The 14,075-nt window shown below is 61.5% G+C and carries 13 protein-coding genes; 9 read left to right on the top strand and 4 right to left on the bottom strand.

Annotation, left to right across the window (positions count from 1 at the left end; genetic code table 11):
* The first annotated feature begins 4 nt into the window (after nt 1-4).
* The 6 genes from ACYQ6M_RS02175 (at nt 5) to ACYQ6M_RS02150 (ending at nt 5,613) form a co-directional block, all read left to right on the top strand.
* Nucleotides 5-1,069, top strand: coding sequence for a LacI family DNA-binding transcriptional regulator (locus ACYQ6M_RS02175; RefSeq protein WP_460071867.1), 1,065 nt, complete (start codon nt 5-7; stop codon nt 1,067-1,069).
* A gap of 39 nt (nt 1,070-1,108) precedes the next feature.
* The gene (locus ACYQ6M_RS02170; protein WP_460071865.1) at nt 1,109-2,104 is read left to right on the top strand and encodes an ABC transporter substrate-binding protein; all 996 of its coding nucleotides are present in this window, start codon (nt 1,109-1,111) and stop codon (nt 2,102-2,104) included.
* A 63-nt stretch (nt 2,105-2,167) separates the two neighbouring features.
* Nucleotides 2,168-2,971 carry an ABC transporter permease gene (locus ACYQ6M_RS02165; protein WP_460071863.1) on the top strand — a complete coding sequence of 268 codons (804 nt, stop codon included), beginning with the start codon at nt 2,168-2,170 and terminating at the stop codon, nt 2,969-2,971.
* 1 nt (nt 2,972) lies between these two features.
* Nucleotides 2,973-3,764 carry an ABC transporter permease gene (locus ACYQ6M_RS02160; RefSeq protein WP_023003146.1) on the top strand — a complete coding sequence of 264 codons (792 nt, stop codon included), beginning with the start codon at nt 2,973-2,975 and terminating at the stop codon, nt 3,762-3,764.
* A complete protein-coding gene (locus tag ACYQ6M_RS02155; RefSeq protein WP_460071860.1) occupies nt 3,761-4,804 on the top strand; it encodes an ABC transporter ATP-binding protein in 1,044 nt (347 codons plus the stop codon). The genes ACYQ6M_RS02160 and ACYQ6M_RS02155 overlap by 4 nt, the downstream gene beginning before the upstream one ends.
* Entirely contained in the window at nt 4,801-5,613 is an 813-nt protein-coding gene (locus ACYQ6M_RS02150; RefSeq protein ID WP_075281918.1) for a phosphodiesterase, read from the top strand. Before ACYQ6M_RS02155 ends, ACYQ6M_RS02150 begins: the two co-directional genes overlap by 4 nt.
* 40 nt (nt 5,614-5,653) lie before the next feature.
* Here the strand turns inward: ACYQ6M_RS02150 and ACYQ6M_RS02145 are convergent, their stop codons facing one another.
* From ACYQ6M_RS02145 to ACYQ6M_RS02135, 3 genes are read right to left on the bottom strand one after another with little or no spacing between them, the layout of a single operon-like run.
* Complete coding sequence (locus ACYQ6M_RS02145) at nt 5,654-6,727, bottom strand: ABC transporter substrate-binding protein (RefSeq protein WP_460071858.1); 1,074 nt, start codon at nt 6,725-6,727, stop codon at nt 5,654-5,656.
* Nucleotides 6,724-8,121 carry a sensor histidine kinase N-terminal domain-containing protein gene (locus ACYQ6M_RS02140; protein ID WP_460071854.1) on the bottom strand — a complete coding sequence of 466 codons (1,398 nt, stop codon included), beginning with the start codon at nt 8,119-8,121 and terminating at the stop codon, nt 6,724-6,726. Before ACYQ6M_RS02140 ends, ACYQ6M_RS02145 begins: the two co-directional genes overlap by 4 nt.
* Nucleotides 8,114-8,785, bottom strand: coding sequence for a response regulator transcription factor (locus ACYQ6M_RS02135; RefSeq protein ID WP_023003141.1), 672 nt, complete (start codon nt 8,783-8,785; stop codon nt 8,114-8,116). The genes ACYQ6M_RS02140 and ACYQ6M_RS02135 overlap by 8 nt, the downstream gene beginning before the upstream one ends.
* Nucleotides 8,786-8,977: 192 nt before the next feature.
* Between ACYQ6M_RS02135 and ACYQ6M_RS02130 the strand changes: the two genes are divergently transcribed.
* From ACYQ6M_RS02130 to ACYQ6M_RS02120, 3 genes are all read left to right on the top strand, one after another.
* The gene (locus tag ACYQ6M_RS02130; protein ID WP_023003140.1) at nt 8,978-9,967 is read left to right on the top strand and encodes a Bug family tripartite tricarboxylate transporter substrate binding protein; all 990 of its coding nucleotides are present in this window, start codon (nt 8,978-8,980) and stop codon (nt 9,965-9,967) included.
* A gap of 272 nt (nt 9,968-10,239) precedes the next feature.
* On the top strand, nt 10,240-10,671 hold the full coding sequence (locus ACYQ6M_RS02125; protein ID WP_055656205.1) for a tripartite tricarboxylate transporter TctB family protein: 432 nt from the start codon (nt 10,240-10,242) through the stop codon (nt 10,669-10,671).
* 12 nt (nt 10,672-10,683) lie between these two features.
* Nucleotides 10,684-12,225 (top strand): tripartite tricarboxylate transporter permease, encoded by a 1,542-nt coding sequence (locus ACYQ6M_RS02120; RefSeq protein WP_023003138.1) that lies wholly within the window; start codon nt 10,684-10,686, stop codon nt 12,223-12,225.
* Between the two features lie 173 nt (nt 12,226-12,398).
* Here the strand turns inward: ACYQ6M_RS02120 and ACYQ6M_RS02115 are convergent, their stop codons facing one another.
* A complete protein-coding gene (locus ACYQ6M_RS02115) occupies nt 12,399-13,973 on the bottom strand; it encodes an ABC transporter substrate-binding protein (RefSeq protein WP_077291908.1) in 1,575 nt (524 codons plus the stop codon).
* Nucleotides 13,974-14,075 lie beyond the last annotated feature (102 nt).

The raw sequence follows: 14,075 nt of genomic DNA, 5'->3' as shown, positions 1-14,075 counted from the left end.
AAGGGTGAGATCGCGTCCGCCGACGATCAAGGATGTTGCCGAGCAGGCCGGTTGCGGCATTGCAACGGTGAGCCGCGTCCTCAACGGCACCGGCTCCGCCAGCGCCGACACCCGCCGGAAGGTTCTTTCGGCAGCAAATGCGCTCGGCTTCGAATTCAGCGCGCTTGGCCGGTCCCTGCAAAGCAGCTCGACAAAGACACTCGGCTGCATCGTCCCTTCTCTCGCTAATCCCGTGTTTGCCGAAGTCGTCCAGGCTGCCCAGCAGGAAGCCCACCGCGAAGGCTATCAGCTCATTCTAGCATGTTCGGAATACGACGAAGTGCTGGAGCTTCAGGCCGCACGCACCCTGATTGCCAAACAGGTCGACGGCCTGGTCCTGACGGTCAACAATGCCGCCGACAGCGAGGCTCTGGAGCTGATCCGGGATCGGGATCTCCCCTGCTGCCTCGTCTATAACCGCTCCTCTTTCGGCCTGCCCGCGTGGGCCGTCGACAACCGTGCCGCCGCGCGTGAAGTCGCAAGGGCCTTTCACAGCCAGGGACACGTTCAAACCGGATTTCTGGCCCTGCGGTTCCACCGCTCCGACCGCTCGCGTGAGCGCTACGAAGGCTTTGCCGCCGCATGCCGCGAGTTCGGCATGGCAGACCCGCTTCTTCTGGAAATCGAGGAGCAGGACGGCACCCTTCTGGAATTGCTCGGCACGCTTCTGGCCGAACATCAGGCCCTGACCGGAATTTTCGCGTCGAACGACTTTCTCGCCCTTGCCGCCATGAAGGCCGCACGCGCACTCGGCAAGCGTATTCCCGACGATCTGTCGCTGGTCGGCTTTGACGGCATTTCCACCGGGCTGCTGGTCGACCCTCATCTGGCGACCGTCGAAACAGATCCGCGCACCATGGGTCAGGGCGCCGTCAATTCCGTGCTGGCAAGGCTGCTGGACCGGCCGACACCCGACCTGCCGTCCGCAGCCGCCACATTCAGTTTCCGCGCGGGAGGCAGCCTTGGCCCTCCCGTTCCCGGAAAAGCCGATGGCAGAGAAGCTGCCACTTCCCTGCCATCCAATGAGTAACCCCGAGACCTGCTTGAGATCGCTTCAGGAGTCACTGACATGAAACGTACACTTTTCGCATTGGCCATGACAATGGCGGCCGTCGTGCCGGCAAAGGCCGAAGATGCCGTTTGCTACAACTGCCCTCCGCAATGGGCCGACTGGGCATCGATGCTGGAAGCCATCAATGAGAAGCTCGGCATTGCCATGCCGCATGACAACAAGAATTCCGGCCAGACCCTCAGCCAGCTTCTGGCCGAGAAGGCCGCACCGGTCGCCGACGTTGCCTATTACGGAGTGACCACTGGCATCAAGGCCGGCAACGAAGGTGTCGTAACCGCCTATAAGCCGGCCGGTTTCGATGACATCCCCGAAGGACTGAAGGACCCGGAAGGCAAGTGGTTTGCCGTTCACTACGGCACCCTCGGCATGTTCGTGAATGTCGACGCGCTCGGTGGCGCTCCGGTCCCGCAGTGCTTCGCCGATCTGAAAAAGCCGGAATACCGCGGCATGGTCGGCTACCTTGATCCGTCTTCCGCCTTTGTTGGCTATGCAGGTGCTGTTGCCGTCAACCTGGCCTTCGGCGGTGATCTGGAGAACTTCGATCCGGCTATCAGCTACTTCAAGGAACTGGCGGAAAACGATCCGATCGTTCCCAAGCAGACCTCTTTCGCACGCGTCGTTTCCGGCGAAATTCCGATCCTCTTCGACTATGACTTCAACGCCTATCGCGGCAAATACGAAGAAGACGGCAACTTCGAATTCGTGCTCCCGTGCGAAGGTTCCGTGCGCGTTCCCTACGTGATGAGCCTGGTGGCAGGCGCACCGCATAAGGAAGCCGGCAAGAAGGTTCTGGACTTCATCCTGTCCGACGAAGGCCAGGCCATCTGGACCAATGCCTACCTGCAGCCGTCCCGGCCGGTGGAACTGCCGGCTGAAGTCGCCGCGAAGTTCCTGCCTGCAAGCGATTACGAGCGCGCGGTTGCCGTCGATTATGCCCACATGGAACGCGCCCAGGCCGGTTTCGGCGAGCGTTACCTGAACGAAGTCAAATAACATCCTGACCTGGCGGGCCGGAGCGCATTGGCGTTCCGGCCTGTTTTTCCGAAGGCATTCTTCATGTCCGACAGAACATTCGTGACCGCCTGCCTTGTACCGCTGGCGGTATTCGCCCTCGCTTTTCTGGCTCTGCCGCTGGTGCGCCTGGTTCAGGCTTCCTTTGAATCGGAAGCCGGCTGGTACATCTACCTGCAGATCCTGCAAACGCCTCGATATCTTGAAACCCTGGTCAACACGGTGCTGGTGTCGCTGGCGGTCAGCCTTGCCGCGCTCGCTCTGGCAACCACCGCCGGCCTGTTCTTGGCACGGAACAGGTTTATCGGACGCGGCCTGCTGCTTTCCGTCCTGACGCTGCCGCTGGCCTTTCCGGGCGTCGTCATCGGCTTCCTGATCATCCTCCTGGGGGGACGTCAGGGGCTGTTCAACCAGCTATTGCCCGGGCACATCGTGTTTGCCTATTCGCTGATCGGCCTCTTTCTCGGCTATCTCTATTTTTCCATCCCGCGCGTCCTGCTGACGGTGATGGCCGCCGTTGAAAAACTCGACCCCGCACTGGAAGAAGCCGCCCGCACCCTCGGCGCATCCCCGTGGCGCATTGTCATCGACGTGATCCTGCCCGGTCTTGCCCCGTCCCTCGTAGCAGCCGGTGCAATCGCCTTTGCCACCGCCATGGGAGCCTTCGGAACCGCCTTCACGCTGGCCACCAATATCGATGTCCTGCCGATGGTGATCTATACCGAATTCACCCTGTCGGCGAACATCGCCATGGCGTCAGCCCTGTCCGTTCTGCTTGGCCTTGTGACCTGGGCCCTGCTTTACATCGCCCGCAGTTTTGCGGGAACGACGGTTGCGGCGGGAGGCTGACATGAAAAGATCCCTCGCCTGGTGGCTGCAATGTGCGGTCACGCTTGTTATCGCCGCCTTTCTGCTGGTCCCGGCCATCCAGTCGATCCTGGCCGGGGTAACAGCCAACTACTTCCGCGGACTTTCCTCTGGCCTGACCCTGAAATGGATCGGGAGGGTCTGGGAGTTATATTCCGCCAGCATCTTCCTGTCGCTCTGGCTCGCGATAGCCTGCCTTGCCGTCACACTGGTGATCGGCGTTCCGGCGGCCTACGCCCTTGCCAGGAATCCCGGACGCCTGTCGCGCCTGCTGGAAGAGTTTATCTCCTTGCCGCTCGCCATCCCCGGCCTCGCACTGGCGCTCGCGCTCTTGCAGCTCTACGGAACCTTGTCCGGGTTCCGCACGTCCTGGACCTTCATCCTCGTCGGCCATGTTCTCTACACGCTGCCGTTCATGGTGCGATCGGTTCTCGCCGTCCTGATGGCCATGGATTTCCGCAGCCTGGAAGAAAGCGCGGCGACACTTGGCGCGTCTGCCTTCACGCGGTTTCGAACAGTGATCATCCCCAATGCCATGCCGGGCATCCTGGCTGGTGCCCTGACCGTGGTGACGCTCTCCATCGGCGAATTCAACCTCACCTGGATGTTGCACACGCCTTATCTGAAAACCCTGCCCGTCGGCCTTGCCGACAGCTATGCCTCCATGCGGCTGGAGGTCGCCTCCGCCTATACGCTCGTCTTCTTCGCGATGATCGTACCGCTGTTGATGGCCATGCAATGGGCCTCCGCCAGAGCGCAAAGGATCGCTCAATGACCCTGACAATCGAAAACGCCGCCAAGACCTTTGCCGATGGCACGCGGGCTCTCTGCCCGACCAATCTGACCGTTGGTCCCGGCGAAATCCTGTCGCTGCTCGGTCCCTCCGGCTGTGGCAAGACGACCCTGCTGCGCATCATTGCCGGACTGGAGCGCCCCGATGCGGGCAGCCGGATCCGGTTCGACGAGACCGACGTGACCGGACTTGCCGTGGAACATCGCAATGTCGGCATGGTGTTTCAGTCCTATGCGCTCTTTCCCAACATGAGCGTGCGCGCGAATGTCGGCTACGGCCTGAAGGTTAGAAAAGTGCCGGCGGAAGAACGCCGGCAACGTGTGGACGAGGTGCTGAACCTCTGCCGCCTTACCGACTACGCCGATCGCCCGACAAATGCCCTGTCTGGCGGGCAGCGCCAACGGGTGGCCCTGGCCCGTGCCGTCGCGCCGCGCCCCAGGATCCTGCTGCTGGACGAACCCCTGTCTGCGCTGGACGCCGCCTTGCGCGACAACCTGCGTGACGAACTGGCCGCCATGCTGCGGCAGTTCCGGATCACGGCTGTTTTCGTCACCCACGACCAGAGCGAGGCGATGGCGATCGCGGACCGGATCGCGGTGATGTCGAACGGAACCATGCTTCAGGTCGGCCGGCCAGAAGAGCTGTACCACACTCCGGCCAATTCCTTCGTCGCCCGGTTCATCGGCAACGCCATGCCATTGACCGGACACATAGAAAACGATGTACTGCAGCTGCCTGGCGGGCAGCTGAAGCTTCCCGCTGGCGCCGCTGGCAAAACAGCTTACATACGGTCGGAAAACGTCCGCCTAGACCAGACAGGATCCTTGTCGGGGACGGTGGAAACCGTCACGTTCTCCGGCGGTCATTTCCGTCTCGCCGTGGGCGGCGTCCTTCCGGATGCCGGCCTTCTCTATCTTCAGCACCCGGGCAGGAAAGCCCCTGAAACCGGCAGCACCGTGCGCCTCGCCATTGATCCCTCCGACCTCATCTTCCTTGCAGACCAGACATCGACCCATTCATGACCAAGATCATTCAGATTTCAGACACCCACATTGTTCCTGAAGGAGCACTCGCCTACGGACAGGTCGACACGGCCGCGGCCCTTGCCGAAACGGTCGCCACAATCAACCGTCTGCTGCCGCAGATCGGTCCAGTCGACCTCGTGATCGTTACCGGTGACCTGACCGAACATGGAACGCCGGAAGAATACGACCGCTTCAAGATGCTGATGGCGGACCTCGACCTGCCCTACAGGGTGCTGCCGGGCAACCACGACCGGCGCGAGCCGATGCGGGAGAGCTTCGCGGACGCACAGTGGATGCCTCGCACCGGCCCCCTGGACTGGCAGATCGATTTTGAAGACTTTGCCGTTGTCGGGCTCGACAGCCTTACCGAAAGCGCAGCTCATGGCACACTTGAACCGGCAACCCTGTCTTTCCTGACGGACGCGCTCTCCGGTCTTGGCGACAAACCCGCGATAGTCGGTTTTCATCACCCTCCCTTTGCCGTGGGGATCAAGGCGATGGACGCGCAGAACCTGCACGACGCAGACAGCCTGGGCACCGCCCTCTCCCTTCATTCCGGGCAGGTTCGGCTTGTCTGCGGCCATCTGCACCGCTCCATCGCCGGCCTCTTTTCCGGCAGCCTGTGTCAGGTCTGCCCCGGCACCTCGCATGCGGTCACGCTGGACCAGCGCACCAACGCCGGCAACAGCCTGACCAAGGAACCCGGCGGGATGCTGCTTCACGAATGGCGAGACGATGGTTTCCTGACGCACCTCATTCCGGTCGGCGCCTTTCCGGGGCCATATCCCTTCCTGGGCGTTTCCTGAGGACCTGAAACGAGCATCATGCAACGCGCCTGCCGGCGCCTCATGGCCCGGGAAACGTCGACCGCCAACGGCGCAAAAAGGTTTCCCGGGTCAGGGCATCCAGTGCGACCATAAGCGCAGGGGAAAGACCGATCGGCCGCAGGGCTGTCGAACTCAGGACCTCGCCTTCATTGCCATCCTCCGTTTCCAGAAGCGGGCTGATCAGCAATGCGGTCCGAAGTGCAAGCGTGCCTTCCGAGGACAAGAGGAAATCCAGGAACGCCTCGGCCTCGGCTTCGTTGTTTGCCTGCTTCGGGATCATGAAGGTGCGCGACAGGACCAGTGTGTAGTCGGACGGCAGCACGATGCCGATCCGGTCGTCGTTCAGCTGATAGCCCTGGGCGTAGGAGCCAAGCACGTTGTAGGCGATCAGGTAGCGCCCCTCGGCAACACCCTTGATGATGTCGACCGAGCAACAGGTGGAAATCGCCTGTGAGCGGCCGAAGGATTCCTGCAGCGCGCCGAAGGTGGTTGCTTCCTGCGCGTCGGCAAAAGCAAACAGATACCCAAGCCCCGACTGCTCGATGTCATAGGTCGCGACCCGCCCGGCATAGGGAGTGCCGGAAGGCCGAAGGAGATCGAGCAGGTCGAAGCGGGTCTGCGGAATATCCTCCACGGGCACCAGCTCGCGGTTATAGACGATCACCGCGGGCTCGCGGGTGATGCCCCACAATTCGTCGCGCCAGCGAAGGGCTTCCGGCAACTGTTCGGTCAACCGTGAGCGGTAAGACGCTGCGCAGGCTTCGTTGACCAGCTGCACCATCTGGTGAACACCGGAGCTGATGACAATGTCGGCACCTGGAACGCCGTCGCGGCAGTCCCGGCGGGTCAGGCGGTAGAGCTCGTTCGATCCCCATTGCTCGTAGCGCACCTGCAACCCGGGCCGGGTGCGCAGGAAGCTTTCGACTACGGGACCGAAGATGGAAATATCCGTCGTGGAGCGCACCACCAGCACACGGTTGGTGGTCTCCGGTCCGAAATTTTCCACCAGCTCCTGGGCCGACACGGCCTGGCCGGTGGCAAGCAGCATCACGACTGCAGCCAGGCACTTCAGCAGATAGGCGAGCCGCTTCATGTCCGCCCCTCCGGTACGGCAGCAAACACAAGGGCTGCACGAAAACGCGCCCCACCCGTCTTTTCCAGGCGCAATTCGCCATCGTAGGAAAGGGCGACGGAATGCGCGATCGCAAGACCGAGACCGGAACTGCTTTGCCGCGACAGCGCGCCCTTGTTGAAACGGGACCCCAGTTCGGCAAGAACCCCGTCCACCGGTCCACCGCCCGCATCTTCCACCCAGATACTGGCTCGCCCGCCTTGCAGCGAAGCCCCGATCCGCACCGGCGAGCGGCCGTATTTGAGTGCGTTGTTCAGGAGGTTCTTCAAGGCTTCCTTCAGCGATTGCACATCCGCCAGCACTTCGACAGGGTCTTCGCCGATATCCAGGATCACGTCGAATTCCGGATTGAGGACCGCGTGATCGCCTTCCTCGAAAACGTCGAGGGCAATATCGCGCAAGTCCAGCTTCTCCCGTCTGGCGCTGTCGCCGCGGTGGATCACCAGTGCCTGGCTCAGAAGCTGGTCGAGCAGACGGCCGAGGCTTGCCGTTCGGGTCTGTATCCTCTCGACGATCTTTTCCTTGCGGGAAAGTTCCGCTTCGTCGGTGAAAAGATCCGCCTGGGCCCTGAGGGCCGCAACAGGCGTCCTGAGCTGATGCGCGGTGTCGGAGATCAGATGCCGCATGGAATTCATCTGCCGGTCGAGCCGGGCCATGAAGCCGTTGAGGGCATTGATCATCACCGCCGTTTCCCGCGGCACCGAGGTGTCGAGCGGTGTCAGGTCGTGGGGGTCCCGTGCCGAGAGACCGCCGGCGATCCGTTCCAGCGGCTGCAGCACCGAGCGGACGACGACGACCGACAACAGCACCATTGCCAGGCCGGAGGCTGCAAGCACGTAGAGCGCCTTGCGGGTGATGTCATAGGCCATGTCGTTACGTGCCCGCAGGGTCTGGCCGACAACCACCTTGATCGTACCGTTGAGCGTACGCTCGGCAAACCGGCGCGAGACCACCGCAAAACGGGCTGGCTCTCCAAAGAACGAACCGTCGAAAAACCCTTCCCGGAAATCGCGCCGACCTGTCGGCAGGGTGATTTCATCATAGCCGGTCAGCGTCGCGCCCTCCGGGCCGATAATGCGATAGCCGATCCTGTCGTCGGGGGCGAGCGCCAGCAACTCGAACGCCGAAACCGGCAACTCGATGACGGGCCTGTCGTCCTGAACGGTGATCGACGAAGCAATGCCTGTCGCCGCGCCCAGGAGCAACCGGTCGTAGGCGCTTCTGGCCGCTTCCCGGCCATAGGCGAATGCCGCGATGGAAACGATCACCCCGCCGAAGATCAGCAGAAAGGCAATCCCGAAGGCAACACGTGCGGTGAGCGAGGTCGACGCCAGCCTGCGGATGAGATCAGTCATCGACTTCCAGCTTGTAACCAAGCCCTCTCTGGGTCTCGATCCTGACAGATCCGCCCGAGAGTTTCTTGCGCAGCCGCGCAACGTAAAGCTCCAGCGCGTTCATGCTGACGTCGGTGTCCTGGAAACTGAATACCCCTTCGAACAGACGTTCCTTGCTGACGGTCTTGCCGCGATTGCGGACCAGGATCTCCAGTAGCGAGAATTCGCGCCGGGTCAGATTGATCGGGCTGTCGCCCTGACGCACGACCCGCGCCGAAGCATTGAACGTGAGACTGCCGAGCGTCAGTTCCTCGGCCTTGTCGCCCTGTTCTCGTCGATAGAGTGCGCGGATGCGGGCTTCCAGTTCGCGGTGGTCGAACGGCTTGACCAGGTAATCATCCGCCCCGGAATTGAGCGAGGATACCCTGTCGTCGACGGAAAATTCCGCCGTCAGCATCAGCACCGGCGTGCGCTCGCCCCGAGACCTGATCTCTTTCAATAGCTCGGTGCCCAGGCCATCCGGCAAATTGATATCAAGAACAATCACGTCGTAATGCTGAACGTTGACGCAGGCCCTCGCCTCTTCCAGCGACTTTGCCAGATCGCAGGCAATGCCAGACCGGTCCAGCCGGATCATGATGGCCTCCGCCATGTCAAACGTGTCTTCAACGAGCAAAAGGCGCAAAGATTCGTTCCTCCTGCCTCCAGTCTTGCCCCGCAAATTCGCTGCTTGCAAGCAATGTGCCCCCTGGTGACAGGTTGATGACAGGGTTTGGCGCTAGGCTCTCCTCACGTCCGTTGGGAGGACCCGCTTTAACGCGGCACAACGGATACCAGGGGCTCACCAAAAGCCTTGCACATGTGGAGGAAACACAACATGGCATTCAAAACGACCCGCCTTCTGCTGGCGGCCGCATTCCTTGGCGCATCCGCTTTCGGCGCAACAGCTGCCGATTTCACGCCGGAAAACCCGGAGTGCATCGCACCGGCCAACCCGGGTGGTGGCTGGGACTTCACCTGCCGCCAGGTCGGCAAGACCCTTCAGGACCTGAAGCTTCTCGACAAGACCATGCAGGTTGTGAACCTGGCTGGCGGCGGCGGCGGTGTGGCCTATGCTGAAGTCGTCAACAAGCGCGGCGACGACAACGACCTGATCGTTGCAGCTTCCTCGGCAACCGCAACCCGCCTTGCCCAGGGTGCCTTCCCGGGCAACACCATGGACCAGGTTCGCTGGGTGGCTTCCGTTGGCGCTGACTACGGCGTGATCGCCGTTGCGGCCGACAGCCCGATCAACACCCTGCCGGAACTTCTCGACCAGATGAAATCCGACCCGACGTCCGTATCCGTTGCCGGCGGTTCCGCTGTTGGTGGCTGGGATCACCTGAAGGTTCTGATCGCTGCAAACGCTTACGGCATCGAAGACGTCCGCACCGTGAAATACATTGCTTTCGACGGTGGTGGTGAAGCCGTGACCCAGCTTCTGGCCGGTTCCGTCCAGGCTTTCACCGGTGACATTTCCGAAGCCAAGGGCTTTGTCGACAGTGGCGACATCAAGGTGATCGCTGTTCTGGCACCTGAGCGTCTGTCCGGCGAATTCGCCGACTTCCCGACGGCAAAGGAACAGGGTGTCGACGCGATCGGCGCAAACTGGCGCGGTTTCTACGCACCGGGCAACATGTCCGACGACGCCTATAACGCATGGGTGTCCAAGATCTCCGATCTGTACGCAAGTGAAGAATGGAAAGGCATCATGGCTGCAAACGGTCTGGCTCCGCTCGACCTGCAGGGTGCCGAGTTCCAGGAATTCGTTGCCAACTCGGTTCAGCAGATCCAGAACATCTCCAAAGAAATCGGCATCATCAAATAAGAATGCCGTCAGTCCGACTGGAGGGGGCGCAGTCCATGTGCCCCCTTCTTTTTCAGGACGCGTCCGAACGCGGGCAAATATCCGGTTTACCGCACGTAGCTTTGAGACTGACAGCGTAACGCCGGAAGTATGTCTGCCTGATCATTGTCCGCCCGATTGGGCAAAGTGGATTGTCGGCGGACACAGTGGCACACTTCGGGTGCCAACAAACAACAGAACACATAAGGGGCGGCCGCCGGACTTGGGGAGGAGCCGCTATTAGGAAGGTATCCATGAGCGACCGCATCTTTGGCGCGGTCGGGCTACTTCTCGCGCTGGGATATGCCTGGGCCGCTCTTGTCATCGAAGAAAGCTTTCTGTCCGACGCCGTCGGCCCGAAGGCGTTCCCCCTGATCATCGCATCCGTGTTGGGTCTGTCGTCGCTGGCGATTTTCCTGAAACCCGACGTCGCGCCGGAATGGCCGTCGCTGCCGCGTCTGCTTGAAGTCGCCATGGCAGTGCTGGCGATGATCCTCTACGCGATACTCCTGCCGGAAGCGGGCTTCATCATCGCGACAGCCGTTGCCGCTGCCTATCTGACCTGGCGCCTCGGCTCTTCACCGATCGGCTCGCTTATCACCGGCTGCCTGACTTCGCTCGGCATCTATGCGGTCTTCCACCTCGTTCTTGGCCTCTCCCTGGCCAAGGGCCCGTTCGGCTTTTAACGGAGCATCGCCATGGAAACTCTCTCTTCACTGGCCGACGGCTTCATCATCGCGCTGACCTGGCAGAACCTGCTGCTGGCCCTGCTCGGCTGTTTTCTCGGCACCATCATGGGCGCCCTGCCGGGCCTTGGCCCGTCCAATGGCGTCGCTATCCTCATCCCGCTTGCCTTCACGCTCGGTCTTGGCGCCACGCCGTCATTGATCCTGCTGACGTCGGTCTATTACGGCGCCATGTACGGCGGGCGTATCTCGTCGATCCTCTTGAACATTCCCGGTGACGAACCGGCGATGATGACCTGTCTCGACGGTTACCCGATGGCCCAGCAGGGCCGCGCAGGCGAGGCCCTCTCCCTGTCGGGCGTTGCCTCCTTCGTTGGTGCCTTCCTGGCCACCTGGGGCCTGATCCTGCTGGCACCGCAGCTGGTCAAGATCGCGCTTCTGTTCGGTCCGGCGGAATATTTCGCCCTGTTCACCCTGGCCTTCGCCACCCTGGGCGGCGTTGCCTCGACCAACCAGGCCAAGACCGCCTTCGCAGCCGCGCTCGGCATTGGCCTTGCCACCGTCGGCGTCGACACCCAGACAGGTGTGCCGCGCTTCACCTTCGGCGAAGTGCACCTCTACGACGGGATCGACTTCTTGGTTGCCATCGTCGGCCTGTTTGCTCTGTCCGAGGTCTTCCTGTTCCTGGAACACCGTCACGGCAATGCCGACGCCAACTCCAGCAAGGTTACCGTCGGCCGGCTAATGCCCAGCTTCTCGCTGCTGAAGTCCTGCACCCCGACCATGCTGCGCACCAGTCTGCTCGGCTTCATTGCCGGCGTTCTGCCTGGTGCCGGCGCGTCGCTCGGCTCGTTCATCTCCTATACGTTCGAGAAGAAACTGGTCGACAAGGAAGGCACCTTCGGCAAGGGCGACCCGCGCGGTGTCGCCGCGCCTGAAGCCGGCAACAACGCCGCAGCGGGCGGTGCGCTGGTGCCGATGCTCGCCCTCGGCGTTCCCGGCTCCGGGACCACGGCCGTGCTGCTGGCGGTTCTGCTGGCGCTCAACATCACCCCGGGCCCGCTGCTGTTCACCCAGCAGCCGGATGTGGTCTGGGGTCTGATCGCGGCCCTGTTCATTGCCAACTTCATGCTGCTGGCCATGAACATTCCGATGATCGGTCTCTTCACCCGCGTCCTGTTGATCCCGCCGCGCATCCTCATGCCCATCGTCGCCATGGTCAGCTTCGTCGGCATCTACGGCATCTCCGGCTCCTCCTTCGACCTTCTGGTCATGGTCGGCTTCGGTGTGCTGGGCTGGGTGTTGCGCAAGCTGGACGTGCCGCTGGTCCCGATCATCCTCGGCACACTGCTCGGCAACGCCATGGAAAACAACCTGCGCCGCGCGATCACCATCAGCAACGGCGATTGGTTCACCCTGATCGACAGCCCGCTGTCGCTGACCCTGTGGAGCATGGCCATCATCGGCTTCGTCCTGCCGATCATCTTCGGCAAGGTCCTGAAGGCCCGCATGCGTCACATGAAGAAGGACGAAGAGGGCTCGGTCATCGACTGATCGCTGCCAACTCCGCAAGAAACGAAAACGCCCTCTCCTTCCGGATGAGGGCGTTTTTTGTATGCGGACGTCTCATCGTCGTCATTCCCGATTATCCGAAGCGAAGCTGCCACCCAGCGGGAAACCAGGTGCAAGGTGCCAGTCAAAAATGCTTCAGATTTGAGAAGACGAACTCAGCTAAACCACCAGCGCTCCGTAGCGCGCAGACCGTCGAGCGGCCAGTTTGCGGCGACTTTTTCCGGATGACTGACCTTGTCGCTGAGTGCCATCACGTAGCTTGCGAACATGGGGATGATGGTGCCGCCATCGGTCCTGACGATGTTCTGCATCTCGCGATACATATCCGCGCGCTTTGCTTCGTCGAGTTCGGAGCGCGCTTCGCTCAGAAGCCGGTTGAAGCGCTCGTTGTCCCAATAGGTATCGTTCCACGGCGCTCCGGCAGCGTAGGCGAGCGTAAAGGTTGCGTCCTCGGTCGGGCGTCCGGTCCAGTAGACCGCGCAGAACGGCTTCTTCATCCAGACATCGGACCAGTAACCGTCATTGGGCTCGCGCACCGGCTGAATGTTGATACCGGCCGCCTCTGCCTTGCTTGAATAGAGCACCGCTGCATCGACAGCGCCGCCAAAAGCAGCGTCGGAGGCGGAGAGTTGCAGATCCAGCGAGCTGAGGCCCGCCTGTTTCAGATAATATTTCGCCTTGTCCGGATCATAACTGGTCTGCTCAAGATCGGCTGCGTAAAAGCGGTTGGCCGGGCTGATCGGGTGGTCGTTGCCAACCGAGCCATAACCAAAGAGAATCTTGTCGACGAGTTCCTGCCGGTCGATGGCGTATTTCAAGGCCATGCGGACATTGTTGTCGTTGAAGGGCGCTGCCCGTGTGTCCATGGCGAACGTATAGTGCTGGCCACCGGTCGCCGAAACGATCTGGACGCCCGGCGCGCGCTGGAACAGATGCACCGTCTTCAGATCCACCTGGTCCACGACGTCAACATTTCCGGTCATCAGTGCAGCCTGCCGCGCTGCCGGATCAACAATGGCCATCAGGACAACCGCATCGAAATGGGCACGGTCCGATTTCCAGTAATTCGGATTGCGCGTGAGCTCGGCGATGTAGCCGGGTTTGAAGTTGGTGACTTTGTACGGACCGCACCCGTCACCGCTGGTGGGATCGATCTTGCCATCCGAAGACTTCAGGATCGGCATATGGTAGTCGCTCACCACATAAGGGAAATCGGCGTTGCCTGCATCCAGCGTGAAGACGACGGTATCGCCGTCGCTGGCAATGTCGGTAACCGGTGCAAGGAAGGGCTTGGCAGCCGAACTGCTGTCCGCGCCGCGGTGATAGTTGATCGAGGCAACAACATCATCAGGTGTCACGGTGCCGCCGCTGTGGAACTCGACACCGCTGCGGATCTTGAACGTCCAGACCTTTGCATCGGGAGATGACGTCCAGCTTTCCGCCACTTCCCCGACGAGTGATCCGTCCGAGGCGATCTCCACCAGGTAGCCGTTGCGGGCAAAGGCGAAGACCTGCGAATAGGTGTTGTCCCAAACTGCCGGATCGTACGTGTCGTTGGTATTGCCCGAGGCAATCCCGAAGCGGATCGTTCCGCCTTTTTTGGGCTGGGCAACGGCCGGCCCGATACCAAGAGACGATACGAGAGCCGTGGCGCCGAGCGCAGCAGTTCCCCCGAGAACGCTTCGCCGCGAGACTGCCAGTCGGTTTTGCGGCGTAAAGGCCTCTCCCATTCCATGGTTCTCCTTGATGAGCGTGATAGGTTTCAGTTCAACTTGTTTGCCGGTACGGACGGCCAGTCGCGAAAACCGGAAATTCGGCAAATTCCGCCCGCC

The sequence above is a fragment of the Roseibium sp. ROS1 genome, from assembly GCF_054658215.1.
This window is presented reverse-complemented; position numbering and strand designations above follow the sequence as displayed.